Annotated in this window: 17 protein-coding genes; 13 read left to right on the top strand and 4 right to left on the bottom strand. The window is 34.5% G+C overall.

Annotated features, from left to right (window positions below):
- Positions 1–33 precede the first annotated feature (33 nt).
- Positions 34–315 (bottom strand): hypothetical protein, encoded by a 282-nt coding sequence (locus ACJJV4_RS05645; RefSeq protein ID WP_405292489.1) that lies wholly within the window; start codon positions 313–315, stop codon positions 34–36.
- Entirely contained in the window at positions 316–1,089 is a 774-nt protein-coding gene (surE, locus tag ACJJV4_RS05640) for a 5'/3'-nucleotidase SurE (protein ID WP_405292487.1), read from the bottom strand.
- A 177-nt stretch (positions 1,090–1,266) separates the two neighbouring features.
- Between surE and ACJJV4_RS05635 the strand changes: the two genes are divergently transcribed.
- A complete protein-coding gene (locus ACJJV4_RS05635; protein ID WP_405292654.1) occupies positions 1,267–3,411 on the top strand; it encodes a carboxy terminal-processing peptidase in 2,145 nt (714 codons plus the stop codon).
- A gap of 14 nt (positions 3,412–3,425) precedes the next feature.
- Positions 3,426–4,520, top strand: a complete 1,095-nt coding sequence (locus ACJJV4_RS05630) for an ABC transporter permease (RefSeq protein WP_405292486.1) — start codon at positions 3,426–3,428, stop codon at positions 4,518–4,520.
- Between the two features lie 39 nt (positions 4,521–4,559).
- Here the strand turns inward: ACJJV4_RS05630 and yihA are convergent, their stop codons facing one another.
- Complete coding sequence (gene yihA, locus ACJJV4_RS05625) at positions 4,560–5,168, bottom strand: ribosome biogenesis GTP-binding protein YihA/YsxC (RefSeq protein ID WP_405292485.1); 609 nt, start codon at positions 5,166–5,168, stop codon at positions 4,560–4,562.
- A 47-nt stretch (positions 5,169–5,215) separates the two neighbouring features.
- Positions 5,216–5,980, bottom strand: a complete 765-nt coding sequence (locus tag ACJJV4_RS05620) for an alpha/beta fold hydrolase (protein WP_405292484.1) — start codon at positions 5,978–5,980, stop codon at positions 5,216–5,218.
- A 296-nt stretch (positions 5,981–6,276) separates the two neighbouring features.
- Here ACJJV4_RS05620 and mraZ point away from each other — a divergent pair, with 296 nt between their 5' ends.
- From mraZ to ACJJV4_RS05565, 11 genes are all read left to right on the top strand, one after another.
- Positions 6,277–6,747, top strand: coding sequence for a division/cell wall cluster transcriptional repressor MraZ (gene mraZ / locus ACJJV4_RS05615; RefSeq protein ID WP_405292653.1), 471 nt, complete (start codon positions 6,277–6,279; stop codon positions 6,745–6,747).
- On the top strand, positions 6,734–7,630 hold the full coding sequence (gene rsmH / locus ACJJV4_RS05610; protein ID WP_405292483.1) for a 16S rRNA (cytosine(1402)-N(4))-methyltransferase RsmH: 897 nt from the start codon (positions 6,734–6,736) through the stop codon (positions 7,628–7,630). Before mraZ ends, rsmH begins: the two co-directional genes overlap by 14 nt.
- Positions 7,631–7,751: 121 nt before the next feature.
- Entirely contained in the window at positions 7,752–8,078 is a 327-nt protein-coding gene (locus ACJJV4_RS05605) for an FtsL-like putative cell division protein (protein ID WP_405292482.1), read from the top strand.
- Between the two features lie 60 nt (positions 8,079–8,138).
- Positions 8,139–10,097: a penicillin-binding protein gene (locus tag ACJJV4_RS05600; RefSeq protein WP_405292652.1), complete on the top strand. Its 1,959-nt coding sequence runs from the start codon at positions 8,139–8,141 to the stop codon at positions 10,095–10,097.
- Entirely contained in the window at positions 10,094–11,557 is a 1,464-nt protein-coding gene (locus tag ACJJV4_RS05595) for a UDP-N-acetylmuramoyl-L-alanyl-D-glutamate--2,6-diaminopimelate ligase (RefSeq protein WP_405292481.1), read from the top strand. The genes ACJJV4_RS05600 and ACJJV4_RS05595 overlap by 4 nt, the downstream gene beginning before the upstream one ends.
- Before the next feature lie 15 nt (positions 11,558–11,572).
- The gene (mraY, locus tag ACJJV4_RS05590; protein WP_405292480.1) at positions 11,573–12,814 is read left to right on the top strand and encodes a phospho-N-acetylmuramoyl-pentapeptide-transferase; all 1,242 of its coding nucleotides are present in this window, start codon (positions 11,573–11,575) and stop codon (positions 12,812–12,814) included.
- A 48-nt stretch (positions 12,815–12,862) separates the two neighbouring features.
- Positions 12,863–14,200: a UDP-N-acetylmuramoyl-L-alanine--D-glutamate ligase gene (murD, locus tag ACJJV4_RS05585; protein ID WP_405292479.1), complete on the top strand. Its 1,338-nt coding sequence runs from the start codon at positions 12,863–12,865 to the stop codon at positions 14,198–14,200.
- Positions 14,201–14,258: 58 nt separating this feature from the next.
- Positions 14,259–15,452 (top strand): FtsW/RodA/SpoVE family cell cycle protein, encoded by a 1,194-nt coding sequence (locus ACJJV4_RS05580; RefSeq protein ID WP_405292478.1) that lies wholly within the window; start codon positions 14,259–14,261, stop codon positions 15,450–15,452.
- 55 nt (positions 15,453–15,507) lie between these two features.
- The gene (murG, locus tag ACJJV4_RS05575) at positions 15,508–16,602 is read left to right on the top strand and encodes an undecaprenyldiphospho-muramoylpentapeptide beta-N-acetylglucosaminyltransferase (protein ID WP_405292477.1); all 1,095 of its coding nucleotides are present in this window, start codon (positions 15,508–15,510) and stop codon (positions 16,600–16,602) included.
- Positions 16,603–17,955: a UDP-N-acetylmuramate--L-alanine ligase gene (gene murC / locus ACJJV4_RS05570; RefSeq protein WP_405292476.1), complete on the top strand. Its 1,353-nt coding sequence runs from the start codon at positions 16,603–16,605 to the stop codon at positions 17,953–17,955.
- Positions 17,945–18,664 (top strand): cell division protein FtsQ/DivIB, encoded by a 720-nt coding sequence (locus ACJJV4_RS05565; RefSeq protein WP_405292475.1) that lies wholly within the window; start codon positions 17,945–17,947, stop codon positions 18,662–18,664. Before murC ends, ACJJV4_RS05565 begins: the two co-directional genes overlap by 11 nt.
- The last annotated feature ends 1 nt before the right edge of the window (position 18,665 follow it).

Raw genomic sequence — 18,665 nt, 5'->3', positions numbered from 1 at the left:
TACAACTTTTATTTTGGTGGGTTTTGTAATTCACTAAAACATTTTAAAGAGAAATGTAAATACCGCAATAAAAACGGTGATTAATAAAACCCCTCTAGCGCGATAATCTTCTTTTCTTCTAATAAAAATAAAAAAACTAATAAGGTTTAAAACAGCACCTAAGCTAATTAATTTTCCTAAAAAGCCTTCTTCGGCAGCGGCTTTAATTACCGTAGTAAAATCATCTCCTCCACCAAGTAAAGTTGCAGTTAAAATTAAGCCAACAGCGTTTGCTATTAAACCAACGAGCATGCCTATAAAAATGTCTTTTTTCATCTATTTTAAATTCCAAGTATTTAGTTGTTGTATAAAGTGATGTGCCGTTAGATCGAATTGTACAGGAACCACAGAAACATAATGGTTTGCTAACGCCCATTCATCGGTGTCTTCACCACCGTCTAGATTTACAAATTGTCCCGAAAGCCAATAATAATCTTTGCCTTGTGGGTTTTTGCGTTTATCAAAAGATTCTACCCAATTAGATTTCGCTTGTCTGCAAATCTTAATACCCTTAATATGTCCACTTTTTACATTTGGGATGTTTACGTTTAAAACAACACCTTTAGGTAAACCTGATTTTAGTACATTTTCTGCAACCGTTTTTATGTAGGGTTTAGAGGCTTCAAAACTAGCGTCCCAACTATAATCTAATAATGAAAAACCAATAGCAGGAATACCTTCAATTCCAGCTTCAATAGCAGCGCTCATGGTGCCAGAATATATAACATTTATAGCAGAGTTAGATCCATGATTTATTCCCGAAACGCAGAGGTCTGGCGTTCGTGGTAGTAGTTCTCTAATGGCTATTTTTACGCAATCGGCAGGGGTGCCAGAGCAGCTAAATTCCTTTTGCGGACCTTCGCTAATTTTAACGTTTTGGGCAAAGAGCATGGCATCTAGAGTAATGGCGTGCCCCATACCGCTTTGTGGGCTGTCGGGAGCGACTACAAAAACATCGCCTATGTTAACCATAACTTCAATTAATGCTCGAATTCCTGGGGCAGTAATACCGTCATCATTCGTGATTAAAATAAGGGGTTTGTCTGTCATAATTTGTTCTTAAATTATAATGCTAAAATACATAATTTCGGCTGTAAACGCCTTATTTCTTCTGTTTAACAAAAAATTAGTATCAAAAACAGATTGTTGGCATAGTTTTTTCTCTATTTTAGTAAAATGATATAAAATTCCCTAAAGAATTTTTAAATACAGAAGATGAAGAATATTATGAAAAAGAATTTCAAAGTGCTATCGTTGTTAATGGTTTTGGCTTTTGCCTCGTGCAGTTTCACTTCCAAGAAATTCGATAATCCAGATAAAGATAAAAAATTAATTGAACTTATAACCTTTGTTATTGAACGCGGTCATTTTGATCCTATCGCTTTTGATGATACCTTTTCGGAAGAGCTATTTTCTGATTATTTAGAGATTGTTGATCCGGTAAAAAGATATTTTTATGCATCAGATTATAAAGAATTTGAAAAATATAGAACAAGTTTAGACGATCAATTAAAATCTGTAGACATCTCATTTTTTAATTTAGTGCACGAGCGCGTATTAGAGCGTATAAGTGAGGCGAAAGTAATTTATAGAGAAATATTATCAGAACCTTTTGATTATACTATCGATGAGGATTTCGACACGGATTATGAGCATACTAGTTATGTTAAAAATAAGAGAGAGATGAAAACTCGTTGGAGACAGCAATTAAAGTTTTCGACGCTTTCTAATTACGATGATATTTATGAGGAAGAAAAACGTGCTAAAGAAAAAGATCCGGAGTACGTTATGAAAACCGATGAGGTTATAGAAAAAGAAGCTCGTGAAGCCACTTTAAAATCGATAGATATTTACTTTAATGATAGTGTTGACGATTTAGAGCGTGATGATTGGTTTGCGGTATATGTAAATACAATTGTAGAAGAATTTGATCCGCACACATACTATTTAGCGCCAAGAGGGAAAGAGAATTTCGATCAACGTATGTCTGGTAAACTAGAAGGTATTGGAGCGCGATTACAAAAAAGAATGGATTACATTAAAATTGTAGAGTTAATTTCTGGGGGACCAGCTTGGAGAAGTAAGCTTTTAGAAGTTGAGGATGTTATTTTAAAAGTAAAGCAAGAAAATGAAGATGTAGCCGTGGATATAGTGGGTATGCGTATAAATGATGCTATTAAATATATAAAAGGCCCAAAAGGAACGAAAGTTACACTTACTATTAAAAGTATGGATGGTACGGTTAAAGATGTTACCATTACTAGAGATGTAGTTGAGCTCATGGAAACTTATGCAAAATCGTCGGTTGTTGAAAAAAATGGTGGACGTTTTGGTGTGATTGATTTACCTGCGTTTTATGCAGATTTTCAAGATTATAAAAATATAAATGCAGCTAAAGATGTAAAAGAAGAAATTCTACGTCTTAAAAAAGAAGGAATTGAAGGATTAGTGCTAGATTTAAGAAATAATGGTGGCGGATCTTTGCCTACTGTTGTTGATATGGCAGGATTGTTTATTGAAGAAGGTCCAGTGGTTCAGGTGCGTTCAACAGGACAAGCAAAAGAAGTTTTAAAAGATAGTGATAAATCTATTGTTTGGGATGGGCCTTTGGTTGTTTTGGTAAACGAAATTTCAGCTTCTGCATCAGAGATAATGGCAGCAGCCATGCAAGATTATAAGCGTGCTATTATTATTGGAAGTAAACAGACTTATGGTAAAGGTACCGTGCAAAATGTAATAGATCTTAATAATGTTTTACGCAGTAATACCGGTGGAGATCTTGGTGCAATAGCATTAACCACAAAAAAGTATTACAGAATTAATGGTGGTTCGGTGCAGTTGGAAGGTGTTAAAAGTGATGTGCAAGTTCCTGGCAGATTTAGTTATATTGATGTAGGTGAAAAGGATAAAGATAATCCGTTACCATATGATGAGATTGATGCAGCCGATTATAAGCCTTGGACGGGATATTTTGATTACAATGCCATTGTAGCAAATAGTAAAGGGCGTATGGCTAATAACGCACAATTAAAACTTATTGATGAAAATGCCAAATGGGTGAAAAGTAAAATTGATGATACTAAGTTTTCTTTAAACTTCGAAAAGTACAAATCGCAATTAGATAGAAATGAAGAAGAGGCAAAACGTTTTGATGCGATTTCAGATTATAAAACCAACTTAACTTTTAATTCAACAAGGTACGAGCAATCTCTTTTTGATAATGATACTACTGATTTAAAAGAGAAAAGAGTACGTTGGCACGAGAGCTTAAGTCAAGATGTTTATGTTGAAGAAGCTTTAAACGTTTTAGAGGATTTAAAAAGCTTTCCAATAGAAAAAGTAGCGCTAATAAAACCTCAACCAAAAAATTAGAAGCAATAAAATATATGAGTTCAAAATCTAGCTCACTAAAACAGTTGGCACTCCAAAAATTTAAAAAGAATTTTTGGGGTGTTTTTAGTTTGTGCTTTATTGGTCTTGTTGGGTTCGTGTCGGTTTTTGCCTATGTGTTTGCACCCGATAATTCTCAATACGCCAACCAAATGCATTTAGCCATACATTCTAAAAAACCAGGATATACGGCAACTATGCTTACTATTCCTTCGGAGTTAGAAGTAAGTCAGAATATATTTGATCAACTATTTTTTGGAAAGAAAAATACCGATTCAGAAATTCCAATTTCAGAATATCATATAGGTGCCGAAACTTTAGTTTATACCGAATATGCATCCGATGGGTTAGAAGGGGTTAAAAAAACAATAGCCTTAAGTCGATTTTTGAACCAAGATGCTACGCCATTTATAAAAGAAAAAACGTTTCTTTTCGGAACAGATAAATACGGACGTGATTTGTTGAGTCGAGTTTTGGTCGGTGCTAGAATTTCGTTTTTTATTGGGTTTGTAGCCGTTTTTATTTCTTTAGTTATCGGTGTTTTTATGGGAAGCCTTGCTGGTTACTTTGGGGGCAAAGTAGATGCGGTTATCATGTGGATTATAAATGTAACTTGGTCTATCCCGACATTATTGTTGGTTATAGCAATTACTTTAGCTCTAGGTAAAGGATTTTGGCAAGTGTTTATAGCGGTAGGTTTGACTATGTGGGTAGAAGTGGCTAGAGTAGTGCGCGGACAAATAATTAGTGCCAAAGAAATGCAATACGTAACAGCGGCTAGAGCTTTGGGTTTCAATGATTACAGAATAATAACAAAACATATTCTGCCAAATATTATGGCCCCAGTAATTGTAATTTCGGCAGCAAACTTTGCTGCAGCTATTTTAATAGAAAGTGGTCTTAGTTTTTTAGGGATAGGAGCACAGCCACCTATGGCAAGTTGGGGTGCTATGATTAAAGATCACTATAATTATATAATATTGGGGAAGCCTTATTTGGCTTTAATACCAGGGCTTTGCATTATGAGTTTGGTGATGGCTTTTATGCTTATAGGTAATGCGTTACGCGATGCGTTAGATGTGAAGGCGTAAGTTTGTTTAAGTAAAAACTAAGAATTGCTAAATGGGTAATTAGCCATCATATTTCATGTTAGCATTTAGCTCGTCAATATAGCCTAGAACTTCATCTTTACCAATGTCTTTAGAAGATGATGTAATAAAGTAGTTCGGCATTTCTTCCCATGTCTCTAAAAGAATAGCTTTGTAAGCATCAACATGATCTTGAATGGCTTTGGGTCTTAGTTTGTCAGCTTTTGTAAAAATAATAGAAAAAGGGATGCCGTTTTCGCCTAGCCAAACCATAAAATCAGAATCTACAGGTTGAGGCGTATGGCGAATATCAACTAAAACGAAAGCTGTAACAAGCTGTTCGCGTTGTCCAAAATAATTGGTGATAAATTTTTGAAATACTTTTTTAGAGCTTTTAGAAACTCGTGCATAACCATAACCTGGTAGATCGACTAAATGCCAGTTTTTATTAATTAAAAAATGATTAATAAGTTGAGTCTTTCCTGGTCGTCCCGAAGTTTTAGCTAAGCTTTTTCGACTAGTTAACATATTAATCAACGACGATTTCCCTACGTTACTTCTGCCAATAAAGGCGTATTCTGGTAGTCTGCTTTTTGGGCATTTTTCAACTTCAGAATTGCTCATTACAAATTCGGCCGATTTAATATGCATCTATTTTTTAATATTTAAAAGTTGGGAGTGTTTTGCTAGAAAAGTAGTTAGAATTGTCTTTTTTCTAGCCAGGCATCCATGATTTTGTTGAATTCAATAGGGTGTTCCATCATGGCAGCATGGCCACATTTGTCAATCCAATGTAATTCAGAATCTGGTAAAAGTTCGTTGAATTCTTCAGCGACTTCTGGCGGTGTTACGCTATCATTTTTACCCCAAATTATACAAGTTGGAGTTTCCATGTTAGGTAAATCTTTTGCCATATTATGCCTTATAGCACTTTTTGCAATTGCTAAAGTTTTTATTAATTTATTACGGTTATTTACAGTTTCGTAAACTTCGTCTACAATTTCTTTGGTGGCAACTGCAGGGTCGTAAAATACATCTTGTGCCTTCTTTTTGATAACCTCGTAATCACTACGTTTTGGATAGCCACCACCCATGGCGCTTTCATAAAGTCCAGAGCTACCTGTTATTATTAAGGCTTTTACAGTGTTGGGAAACATTTTTGTGTGGTAAAGTCCAATGTGTCCGCCAAGTGAATTTCCTAATAAAATAACTTCATCATAACCTTTGAAAATTATAAATTCATGTAGGTATTTGGCGAAGCTTTTTACGTTAGTTTTAAGCAGTGACATGCTGTATATTGGGAGTTCTGGAATAAGAATTTTATATCCTTTTTGGCTAAAAAAATCAGTTACGGCATCAAAATTACTCAATCCGCCCATTAAACCGTGTAGCACAATAATTGGTGTACCCTCTCCGGCTTCAATATAGCTGTAATTACCTTCTTTTTTTAAACTATGCGTCATTAATCAGTGTTCATTGCATGAAAAACAAATATAGTTATTTCATTGATATTTCAAAGGTTTTAATTCCTTCACAAAAAAGAATAATTTTTATCCTTCAAGTTTAGTATTTCAAATCAAGAATTTTCTTATAAAACTAATTAAAAAGTCGTTGTGTTTGCTTACATGTTTTATTAATCTCGTCGATTCTGGAACGCATTTCATCAAAAACTTGTTAACAAAGTGGGGTAAAGTGGTAAAATGTGGTAAAATTTTCAATATATTTGAATCTTAAACGTTTAAACCATAGCGAAATACTATTGGACTTAATTACAGGGACATACGATTGTAAAGTTGATGCCAAAGGCAGACTTATGATGCCTGCTGCGATAAAAAAGCAGTTGGCCACGGTGTTGCAAGATGGTTTTGTGCTGCGAAGATCGGTTTTTCAGCAGTGTTTGGAGCTATATCCAATGCAAGAATGGCAAGCGTTAATGCAGAAAATGAATAAGCTTAATAAGTTTAAAAAAAAGAATAACGATTTTATTCGAAGATTTACTGCAGGAGCAAAAATTATTGAAGTGGATGTTAATGGGCGTTTATTGGTACCTAAAGATTTAACTGTTTTTGCTAATATCTCAAAAAATATTGTAGTGGCTTCGGCAATCAATATTATTGAAATTTGGGATAAAGATTTATATGAACAAGCCATTGATGATGCGGCAATTGATTTTGCAGATTTAGCCGAGGAAGTTATGGGGCAAGATGATGAAGATTATGGAATATCATAACCCGGTATTGTTAAAAGAAACGGTAGATGGTTTAAATATTAAGCCAGATGGTGTATATGTTGATGTCACTTTTGGTGGTGGCGGGCACAGCAAGGAGATTTTAAAGCGTCTTGGTGAAAACGGAAAACTATTCGCTTTCGATCAAGATTTGGATGCGCTTGAAAATACCATTGATGATCCTCGATTTACATTAATAAATGAGAATTTTAGATTCATAAAACGTTTTTTGCGATTTCATGGTGTGAAAAAGGTAGATGGTGTTTTGGCAGATTTTGGCGTATCGTCGCATCAGTTTGATGTTGCAGAACGTGGTTTTTCTACTCGGTTTGAAGCAGATTTAGATATGCGCATGAATCAAGAAAAAGCGCTTTCGGCATTTCATGTTATAAATGAATATGAAGAAGAACAATTGAAAGATGTGTTTTTGCAATACGGAGAGTTGCGTGCGGCTCCTGCAATGGCAAGCCTAATTGTTGCGCATCGTGAAAATGAACCTATTGTTACGAGTGAGCAGTTAAAATCGGTTTTGAGAAAGTTTTTACCGCCGAGACATGAGAATAAAGTATTGGCGCAAATATATCAGGCAATTAGAATTGAAGTGAACCAAGAAATTGAAGCTTTAAAAGAGTTTTTGTCTCAAACGCCTGAGATTTTGAACGAAAATGGAAGGCTAAGTTTTATATCGTACCATTCTTTAGAAGATCGATTGGTAAAGCGTTTTATTAGAAATGGACTGTTTGAAGGGGAGCCGGAGCGAGATATGTTTGGCAATTTTGAGGTTCCGCTAAAAAAAGTTGGTGGTTTGGTTGTGCCAAACGCTGCAGAAATTAAAATAAATAATAGAGCAAGAAGTGCAAAATTAAGAATTGCAACTAAAGCTTAATTTAAAGACGGATAAGGCGAGGTTATATAATAAAAAGGATACTGAATTGTTAAACGAAGAATCCGTGTCTTAATTAAAAGAACGGTTTTCTTGTTTTTAGGAGAAGGTAGAATTGTGTGCTATGGGTGTTAAAAACAATATATACGACATATTAAAAGGAACGTTTCTCGTTAGTGATGATTCGTTTAAAAATTGGCGTATGATTTTGTTTGTGTCTGGTTTGGCGATAGTAATGATAGCGAGCTCGCATAGTGCAGATAAAAAGGTTTACGAAATATCTAAACTTAATAATGAAGTAAAAGAAATGCGGTCGGCATTTGTGGATGGTCGCTCTAAATTACAACGATTAAAAATGGAATCGACGGTATTAGCAAAAATGAAAGAAAAAGGTTTGGCAACTTCCACAACGCCAGCAAAAAAGATAAAAGTAAAATCTCAAAATAATTAGAAAACCTTGGCTGTAAACGATAAGGGCATATTAAATAGACTATATTTTGTAGCGGGATGCATGTTTGTGTTCGGGCTTGCTGTGCTGTTTAAATTGTTTAGCATTCAGTATTTGCAAGGTGATAAATATAGAGCGCTGGTTGAAAAACGTGATGTTCAAAATATTACTATTCCTGCAAATCGTGGTAATGTGTATTCCGATAATGGTGGTTTGTTAGCAACATCGATCCCTAAGTATAATATTGCTATAGATGCAGTGGTGTCGCCAACTAAAAAGTTTGAAGAATTTGTTGGGCCTTTGTCCGATTCGCTTTCGAAATATTCAGGGAAATCATCATCGTATTACGAGAAGTCTATTAGAAAAGCACGTGCTAATAAAAATCAATATTTGCTATTAGCAAAAAATATTAATTATACAGATTATGTACGTTTTAGAGGGTTTCCCCTTTTAAAATTAGGAGCTATACCTGGTGGGCTTATAGTGAGTCAAAGAACCAAACGGGAATTCCCAATGGGCGCTATTGCACAACGTTCTATTGGTTACGAACGCTTTGATGAAGATGGAAACGTTACTCGTGCTGGAATCGATGGTGCTTTTGGCGTGAAGTATTTGCGAGGAACAGATGGTAAGCGTTTAAAACAAAAAATAGGAAAAAATAAATGGAAACCACTTACCGATTATAACCAAGTGGAACCAAAAGATGGTTATGATGTTTACACAACTATCGATGTAAATATTCAAGATATCGCACATCATTCATTGTTGGGGCAGTTAGAGTATTACGAGGCTGAGCATGGTTGTGTTGTGGTTATGGATGTTAAAACTGGCGAAATTAAAGCTATTTCGAATTTAGCAAAGACCAAAAGTGGCGAATATTACGAAAAACGAAATTATGCCGTTTGGGAGTCGCACGAGCCGGGGTCTACTTTTAAAGTTATGGCGCTTATGGCTGCTTTGGAAGATAAGGTGATTGATACTTCGACTGTTGTCGATACTAAAAAAGGTGCTAAGCGTTTTTATGGAAGAACAATTTATGATTCGCATCATGGAGGTTTCGGTAAAATTTCTGCGGCAAGAGCTTTAGAAGTGTCTTCAAATATTGGTTTAGCGACAATTATTGATGAAAACTATTCAAAAAAACCTGAGAAATTTATAGATCATATTAAGGATTGGAATTTGGATAAACCTTTAGGGGTTTCTATTAAGGGCGAGGGTGATCCAGATATTCCAGAACCAGGGGATAAAAAATGGAGTAGAAATGCTTTGCCATCTATGGCTTATGGTTACAACTTGAGTTTAACGCCGTTGCAAACATTAGCTTTTTATAATGCTATTGCTAATGATGGCGAAATGGTGAAGCCAAGATTTATAAAAGCAGTTAAGGAGTTTGATGAGGAAATTGAGGTTTTTGAAAAAGAAGTGATTAATAGAAAAATTTGTTCTGATAAGACGCTCGGTGAAATTAGAGAAATACTAAAAAATATTGTTGTTAGAGGAACGGCAAGTAAGTTGTATTCTCCAAATTTCTCAATGGCAGGAAAAACGGGTACAGCGCAAACAGAATATTGGATGGCAGATTGGAAAAACAATAAAAGATATATCTCGTCTTTTGCAGGTTATTTTCCAGCGGAAAACCCAAAATATTCTTGCATTGTAGTTATTCATAAACCAAGTACTAAAAAAGGGTATTACGGGGCCGATGTTACAGGGCCGGTTTTTAAACGTATTGCTCAAAAAATATTTACAGATACACCTTTAATAGATGAAGTGAAATCCTTAAATGTGAAAGTAGCTTCTGTAGAAGATGAGTATAATAAGTTTTACGAAACCACAAAAACATACAAAACTATTATGCCAAATGTGGTAGGCTTGCCTGCTATGGACGCATTAGCCCTTTTAGAAAATATGGATGTGAAGGTTAAGGTGAAACTTAACGGAAACGGCGTTGTGAAAGAGCAATCAATAAATAAGAGTACCAAGTTAAAAAACAATCAAACGGTTACATTAAAAGCATCATGAGTGTATTAAAAGACATATTATATAAGGTTACTTTAAATGCTGTTGTTGGAAACACGAGCATGGATGTAAACAACATTCATTTCGATTCGCGCAACATTGTTAAAGGTGATGTGTTTGTGGCTATCCGTGGCAGTGTTGTTGATGGGCATAAATATATAGATGTGGCTATTAAAAGTGGTGCTACTGCAATAGTTTGTGAGGAGACTCCAAAAAATGTTGCTGACGGTATAACTTATATTGAAGTTGATAATTCCAGCAAAGCTATGGCTATTATGGCATCCAATTTTTACGGTGTGCCGTCCGAGAATTTAAAACTTGTTGGTGTTACCGGTACTAACGGAAAAACGACAGTTGCTAGTTTGTTATTTCAGTTGTTTAAAAATGCCGGTTTTAAGGTCGGTTTGCTTTCAACAGTAAAAATCATGGTCGATACCGTGGAATATAAAGCTACGCATACCACACCAGATTCTTTAACTATTAACAAGTATTTAAAGGAAATGAATGCGGCAGGTGTCGAGTTTTGTTTTATGGAAGTTAGCTCGCATGGTATTCATCAATTTAGAACAGAAGGTTTGCATTTTGAAGGCGGGATATTTACCAATTTATCGCACGATCATTTAGATTATCATAACACTTTTGCAGAGTATCGCGATGTTAAAAAACGTTTTTTCGACGGTTTACCATCAACAGCTTTTGCGTTAGTGAATACCGATGATAAAAATGGAGCAATTATGCTTCAGAATACAAAAGCTAAAAAACAAACATATGCTTTAAAAGGCTATGCTGATTATAAAGCGCAGATTCTAGAAAATAGATTAAGCGGTTTATTGCTTAAGGTTAATGATAGTGAGGTTTGGACACGGTTAATCGGGAATTTTAATGCTTACAATGTATTGGCTATTTACGCTACAGCGGAATTGTTAGGGCTCGAAAAAGTAGAGATTCTTCGTTTAATTAGTGATTTGAAAAGTGTGAGCGGACGCTTTCAGTATTTTATTTCAGATGAAAAAATAACAGCTATTGTTGATTATGCGCACACACCCGATGCATTGAAAAATGTATTAGAAACTATAAATAGTATTCGAACTAAAAACGAAGAACTGATTACGGTTGTTGGTTGTGGTGGAGACAGAGATAAAACCAAGCGTCCAAAAATGGGGTACATCGCTTCGGCGTTAAGTACAAAAGTGATTTTTACTAGTGATAATCCAAGAAGCGAAGAACCACAAGCTATTCTGGATGATATAGAAAAAGGTGTAGAGCCTCAAAATTTTAGAAAGGCCTTAACAATTTCAGATAGAAAACAAGCTATTAAAGCGGCTTGTCAAATGGCGCAACCTAACGATATTATTTTAATCGCAGGAAAGGGGCATGAAGATTATCAGGAAATTAAAGGAGAACGTTTTCATTTTGATGATTATGAAACCGTACAAGAGTTATTAAAGCAATTACAGAAGTAGTTAAAACAATAAAGAATGCTGTATTACTTATTTGAATATTTAGAAAAACAGTTCCAGTTTCCTGGAGCCTCACTCTTTGGGTTTTTAACTTTTAGAGCCGCATTGGCTATGATTTTTGCTTTGCTTTTTTCAACAATTTACGGTAAAAAAATAATTAGCTTTTTATCTAGAAAGCAAATGGGAGAAACCATTCGTGATTTGGGTTTAGATGGTCAAAAAGAAAAAGCCGGTACACCTACAATGGGTGGTATTATTATCATTCTTGCTACGTTAATTCCTGTGTTGCTATTAGCAAAACTTTCAAATATTTATATCATTTTATTGATTGTTACTACCATTTGGATGGGGATTATTGGTTTTATAGACGATTACTTAAAAAAGTTTAAAAATGATAAAGACGGTTTAAAAGGGCGCTTTAAAATTTTAGGGCAAGTTGGTTTAGGTATTATTGTTGGGAGTACATTGTTTTTTCATCAAGATGTTACCATGAAGGAAAAATTACCTATAGAACAACAACGTGTTTTATTGGCAGAAAATCCGGATATAGCACCTTCAAAGTTATTCGCGGCCGAAATGAAATCAACTAAAACAACCATTCCGTTTGTTAAAGGTAATGAAATTGAATACGCAAAGTTAATCACTTGGATTAGTCCGGATTTAGAAAAGTATGCTTGGATAATTTTTATTCTAGTTACCATTTTTATAATCGCAGCCGTTTCAAACGGAGCTAATTTAACCGATGGAATTGATGGTCTCGCAGCAGGTACATCGGCCATTATAGTGCTTACGTTAGGCATATTCGCATGGGTTTCTGGTAATATTATTTTCTCGGAATATCTTAATATAATGTATATCCCACGTGTTGAGGAAATCACAATTTATATCGCGGCTTTTGTTGGTGCGCTAATTGGTTTTCTTTGGTATAATACCTATCCGGCGCAGGTTTTTATGGGCGATACGGGGAGTTTAACTATTGGAGGTATTATTGCTGTAATTGCTATCGCGGTGCGCAAGGAATGGTTAATACCTGTGCTTTGTGGAATCTTTTTAGCCGAAAATTTATCGGTAGTAATGCAAGTAAGTTGGTTTAAGTATACAAAGAAGAAATATGGTGAAGGTCGACGCATTTTTAAAATGTCGCCGTTACATCATCATTATCAAAAATCGGGGTATCACGAAAGTAAAATTGTAACACGATTTTGGATTGTTGGTATTTTGCTAGCTATTCTCTCAATTGTAACACTAAAAATTAGATAGTATATGTATTATTTCCGCGAAAGCGAAGGTGGTATAAAAAGTATAAAAATGGCAAAACAAAGATTAGTCGTATTAGGTGGAGGAGAAAGTGGTGTAGGAACTGCGCTTTTGGCTAAAACTAAAGGTTATGACGTTTTTGTTTCCGATAAGGGAAAAATAAAAGAAAATTATAAACAAGTTCTTGTACAAAATGATATTGAATGGGAAGATGAGAAACATTCTGAAGAAAACATTCTGAATGCTAATATCGTCATGAAAAGTCCTGGTATTCCTGATAAAGCGCCTTTGGTAAAACAGATTCGTGAAAAGGGAATTAAGGTAGTTTCGGAAATTGAATTTGCAGCCAAATATACCAACGCAACAATTATTGGTATTACAGGGAGTAATGGTAAAACAACAACGGCAACGCTGGCGCATCACATTTTAAAAGAAGAATTAAATGTAGGGTTAGCAGGTAATATTGGCGATAGTTTTGCTAAGCAGGTTTTGGAAGAAAATTTTGATAATTACGTTCTTGAAATTAGCAGTTTTCAGTTAGATGATATCATCGACTTTAAGCCTAAAATTGCTGTAATAACGAATATTACTCCAGATCATTTAGATCGATACGATTATAAATTTGAAAATTATATTGCGTCTAAATTTCGAATTGCCAAAAACCAGAGTAAGGACGATTATTTAATTTATGATGCTGATGACGAGGTGATTGTGGATTATTTAAAAAAGAACCCCGTTCAATCAACATTATTGCCGTTTTCATTAGTGAAAACAATAGAGAATGGCGCGTATTTAGACAAAGAAAATATTAAAATAACAATAGATAACACCCAAATAATTATGCCAACAAATAAAATAGCATTAGAAGGAAAACACAACGTAAAGAACGCTATGGCGGCTTCTACTGTTGCGCATTTACTAAAAATAAGAAAACAAACCATTCGCGAAAGTTTAGAGAATTTTCAAGGAGTAGAACATAGATTGGAAGAAGTTTTAAAAATAAATAAAGTACAGTACATAAATGATTCTAAGGCAACTAATGTAAACGCGACGTATTTTGCTTTGGAGAGCATGAGTGCCCCAACGGTTTGGATTGTTGGTGGTGTAGATAAAGGTAATAATTACCAAGAGTTGTTTCAGTTTGTAAACGAAAAAGTGAAAGCTATTATTTGTTTGGGTGCTGAAAATGAAAAGTTAATAAGCACTTTTGGAAATATGGTTGATATTATTGTTGAAACTCAATTTATGAGCGAAGCCGTAAAGATAGCCTACAAAATTGCTGAATCTGGAGATAATGTATTATTGTCACCAGCATGTGCAAGTTTTGATTTATTTGAAAATTACGAAGATAGAGGGCGTCAGTTTAAAAATGCTGTTAGAAATTTATAACAGACAATCTCATATAAGTTGCAAAAATAATAAAACAAAAAAAGTAAGGTAAAAGTAAATGCAAGCGTTATTTAAAAACATAAAAGGAGATCGGTTAATTTGGGCCATTGTAGCACTACTCGCTATATTGTCCTTCTTGCCTGTTTACAGTGCGGCGAGCGATTTGGCGTATAGTAGATACGACGGAAATACATTTATCTCATTTGTGAAACACTTTATGCATTTGTTTTTAGGTTTTGCAATTATGTATGGTGTACATAAAATACCATATAGATATTTTAAGGGCTTGTCTTTAGTAATGATTCCTGTGGTTTTAGTTTTATTAGGTATAACCATGGCTCAAGGAACGGTAATGGGCGGTGCAAGTGCTAGTAGATGGATAAAAATACCGGTTGTTGGGTTGTCTTTCCAAACATCAACTTTGGCTTTCGTGGTTTTAATGGTTTATGTGGCTCGATATATGTCGAAAATTAAAGACGAAGTGGTATCTTTTAAAGCATCAATTTTACCGCTTTGGTTGCCTGTGTTTTGCGTGTTAGCGTTAATTTTGCCGTCCAATTTTTCTACCGCTGCTATTATGTTTTTAATGGTTATGATTTTAGTTTTTTTAGGTGGTTATCCTATACGTTATTTAGCTGTTATTTTGGGTTCTGGCTTAGTTGCTTTAGTGTTGTTTATTATGGTGGCTAAATTAACAACAGGGCCGCTCCATGTAAAAGTAACAACTTGGGAAAATAGAATTAAAAACTACTCAAATAACGAAGATACCGATGCGGATTATCAAATAGAAAAAGCTAAAATAGCAATTGCTTCTGGTGGAATTAGCGGTGTAGGACCGGGTAAAAGTATTCAGAAACATGCTCTGCCTCAATCGTCTTCCGATTTTATTTTTGCTATAATAATAGAGGAATACGGATTAATAGGAGGTTTTTCAATCATGATTTTATACATGTGGTTATTGTTTAGAATTGTAATAGTATCGCAAAAGTCCGATACTATTTTTGGTAAACTTTTAGTATTAGGTGTGGGCTTACCAATAGTTTTTCAGGCCTTAATAAATATGGCTGTTGCAGTAGAGTTATTTCCTGTAACAGGGCAAACTTTGCCATTAGTTAGTAGTGGAGGAACATCTATTTGGATGACTTGTTTAGCGATAGGTATTATACTTAGTGTAAGTGCTAAACGTGAAGAGATGAAAGAGAAAGAAATAAATGAAGATAATCCGTTAGAAATCCTTTCGGAAGCGATATAAATATTGAATTAAAAAAGAGAAGTAACTTTCCCTTAAGGGGAAGAGTCTAAGAAGAATGAAACCATATAAAGTTATATTATCAGGAGGTGGAACAGGCGGACATATTTATCCGGCTATCGCTATTGCGAACGAATTAAAGTTGCGTTATCCTGATGCTGAGTTTTTGTTTGTTGGTGCAAGCGATCGTATGGAAATGGAAAAGGTGCCACAAGCGGGTTATGATATAAAAGGGCTTTGGATTTCGGGTATTCAGCGTAAGCTAACCTTTAAGAATTTAATGTTTCCGTTTAAGTTAATTAGTAGTTTGTGGAAAGCTAATACAATTGTGAGACGTTTTAAGCCCGATGTGGCTATTGGAACGGGCGGATTTGCAAGCGGGCCATTATTGCAAATTGCAAATTCTAAAGGAGTGCCTACTTTAATTCAGGAGCAAAATTCGTATCCTGGAATTACAAATAAATTCTTAGCTAAAAAAGCTAAAAAAATATGCGTAGCTTATGATAATTTAGAACGCTTTTTTCCTCAAGATAAAATTATTAAAACAGGGAATCCGGTACGACAAGGTTTGTTGGATATTGATACCAAAAGAGACGAGGCAATAAAATATTTCGATTTAAAACCAGGTAAAGTAACGCTTTTGGTGATAGGTGGAAGTTTAGGTGCGCGACGCATTAATCAGTTAATCGAGAAGAAATTAGATTTTTTAGATACGCAAAACGTTCAAATTATATGGCAATGCGGGAAACTATATTACCAACAATATAAAATTTGTGGTAATATAAAAAATGTTCAAGTTCATGAGTTTTTAAATAACATGGATTTGGCTTATGCTGCTGCAGATGTCGTGATTTCAAGGGCCGGAGCTAGTTCTGTTTCAGAACTTTGTATTGTTGGAAAACCAGTAATTTTTATTCCATCACCAAATGTTGCTGAAGATCATCAGACCAAAAACGCTATGGCCGTCGTAGATAAAGATGCGGCTATGATTATAAAAGAGGAAGATTTGGATGCCGATTTTCAAAATAAGTTTTCTCAACTTATTGCATCGTCAAATCGCCAAGCAGAGTTAGGTCGAAATATTAAAAAATTAGCATTAGTAAATGCAACAAAAGATATAGTCAATGAGGTTGAAAAGCTTCTAAAGAAATAAATGAATTTAAACAACATACATAACATCTATTTTATTGGCATTGGCGGTATTGGCATGAGTGCTTTAGCACGCTATTTTAATGCTAATAAGAAGCTTGTGGCTGGTTATGATAAAACACAAACTGCAATTACTGATACTTTGGTAGAATTAGGTATGCAAGTGCATTTTGATGATGATGTAAAAAATATAGATTCAGCTTTTCTAAATTCAGAAAACACATTGGTGGTTTACACACCAGCAGTGCCGAAAAATCATTCGGAATTAAATTATTTTAGAGCTAATAATTTTAAAGTCTTAAAACGGTCGGAAATTTTAGGTTTAATTACCGAGAATACGGTGTGTTTAGCTGTTGCAGGAACGCATGGTAAAACAACAACAACAAGTATTCTTGGGCATTTAATGCATGAGTGTCTTGTACCACTTACTGCTTTTTTAGGAGGGATTAGTGAAAACTATAATTCTAACTTAATTTTAAAAGGAACGGAAGTTTCTGTGGTAGAAGCCGATGAGTTTGATCGTTCGTTTTTAACGTTGTCGCCAGATTTTGCAGGAATAACATCTATGGATGCAGATCATTTAGATATTTATGGCGATGCGTCAGAATTAAAAAAGACTTTTGAAGATTTTACAAAACGATTAAAACCAAACGGCAAATTGTTTATTAAAAACGGATTGCCATTAAAAGGAATTACATATGGTATTGAAGATAATTCTGATTATACTGTTCAAAATATAAAAATTATAAATGGCGCTTATGTTTTTGATGTAAAAACACCAACTATAGTGCTGGAAAATTTGGAGTTTAACCTACCAGGAAGACATAATTTGTCTAATGCATTATTGGCTTTGGCGATGGCTGTAGAATATGGTTGCCCGTACCAACAGCTCGCCAAAGCATTAGCATCCTATAAAGGAGTGAAACGCCGGTTTACTTATCAAATTAAAACGAATAATTTGGTGTATATTGATGATTATGCCCATCATCCGGAAGAAATTAATGCGGTACATCAGGCTGTTCGCGAAATGTATCCGAATAAACGTGTATTGGCCATTTTTCAGCCGCATTTATTCAGTAGAACAAAAGATTTTATTGACGAGTTTGCTCATAGTTTATCACAGTTCGACGAGTTATTGTTGTTAGATATATATCCGGCGCGAGAATTACCTATAGAAGGTGTAACATCGGAATGGTTATTGGGTAAGGTTAAAAGTAAACAAAAACAGCTAGTGAGTAAAGCAAACTTACTTTCCGAAATTAAAAAAAGTACTGCTCAAGTTGTTTTAACCATTGGAGCTGGAGATATAGGAGAACAAGTAAAACATATTAAAAAAGAGTTAAGTTTTGAAAGTTAATTGGAATTACATAAAAATGGTAGCGTTGTTCTGCTTGGTAGTTTTTCTATTTGCTTTTGCATCGGGAAGAAACAGTGCTAGATTGGTTACGGAGCCTGCAATAACTTTTACAGGAGAAGATAACTTATTTATTACTAATGAGACTGTTAGTAAATTGTTAATACAAAATTACGGCGGTGTTAAAAACGTTGCTAAAGAAACTTTAGATTTGAATAAGTTGGAAAATACGCTCAAATCGAACCCCATGATTAAGAGTGCCGAAGTGTATGTTGCAGTAAACGGAACGCTTAACGCGGAAATAGAACAAAAAACACCAATAGCTAGAGTTAGTACAAATGCGTCTTATTATATTGATGATAGAGGTTTTTATATGCCTTTATCTAGTAATTATTCGGCCAGAGTGCCACTCGTTACAGGTTTTGTAGAAAAAAACAACTTAGAAAACATTTTTAAAATAGCGACAAAAATTAAAAACGATGAATTTTTAAAAATGAATGTTATAGAAATTCATCAAAATGCTAATAATAGATTGTTTTTAAAATTAAGACAGTGTAAGTTTTTAGTACAATTAGGTGATTTAAACTTATTAGATAAAAAAATAAATAATTTGAAGGCGTTTTATCAAAAAAACATCAAAGAAAAGACGCTAGATAATTATAGCAAAGTAAATTTGCAATTCGATAACCAAGTAGTATGTACCAAAATATAAG

This window comes from Algibacter sp. Ld11, from assembly GCF_045066735.1.
Lineage (GTDB): Bacteria > Bacteroidota > Bacteroidia > Flavobacteriales > Flavobacteriaceae > Algibacter.
This window is presented reverse-complemented; position numbering and strand designations above follow the sequence as displayed.

Coding starts and splice junctions, on each gene's coding strand:
- ACJJV4_RS05635 (WP_405292654.1), top strand. CDS start 1,267: ATGAAAAAGAATTTCAAAGTGCTATCGTTGTTAATGGTTTTGGCTTTT.
- ACJJV4_RS05600 (WP_405292652.1), top strand. CDS start 8,139: ATGTTTGTGTTCGGGCTTGCTGTGCTGTTTAAATTGTTTAGCATTCAG.
- yihA (WP_405292485.1), bottom strand. CDS start 5,168: ATGCATATTAAATCGGCCGAATTTGTAATGAGCAATTCTGAAGTTGAA.
- ACJJV4_RS05580 (WP_405292478.1), top strand. CDS start 14,259: ATGCAAGCGTTATTTAAAAACATAAAAGGAGATCGGTTAATTTGGGCC.
- ACJJV4_RS05645 (WP_405292489.1), bottom strand. CDS start 315: ATGAAAAAAGACATTTTTATAGGCATGCTCGTTGGTTTAATAGCAAAC.
- ACJJV4_RS05620 (WP_405292484.1), bottom strand. CDS start 5,980: ATGACGCATAGTTTAAAAAAAGAAGGTAATTACAGCTATATTGAAGCC.
- ACJJV4_RS05630 (WP_405292486.1), top strand. CDS start 3,426: ATGAGTTCAAAATCTAGCTCACTAAAACAGTTGGCACTCCAAAAATTT.
- rsmH (WP_405292483.1), top strand. CDS start 6,734: ATGGAATATCATAACCCGGTATTGTTAAAAGAAACGGTAGATGGTTTA.
- ACJJV4_RS05605 (WP_405292482.1), top strand. CDS start 7,752: ATGGGTGTTAAAAACAATATATACGACATATTAAAAGGAACGTTTCTC.
- mraY (WP_405292480.1), top strand. CDS start 11,573: ATGCTGTATTACTTATTTGAATATTTAGAAAAACAGTTCCAGTTTCCT.
- murD (WP_405292479.1), top strand. CDS start 12,863: ATGGCAAAACAAAGATTAGTCGTATTAGGTGGAGGAGAAAGTGGTGTA.
- murG (WP_405292477.1), top strand. CDS start 15,508: ATGAAACCATATAAAGTTATATTATCAGGAGGTGGAACAGGCGGACAT.
- surE (WP_405292487.1), bottom strand. CDS start 1,089: ATGACAGACAAACCCCTTATTTTAATCACGAATGATGACGGTATTACT.
- ACJJV4_RS05595 (WP_405292481.1), top strand. CDS start 10,094: ATGAGTGTATTAAAAGACATATTATATAAGGTTACTTTAAATGCTGTT.
- murC (WP_405292476.1), top strand. CDS start 16,603: ATGAATTTAAACAACATACATAACATCTATTTTATTGGCATTGGCGGT.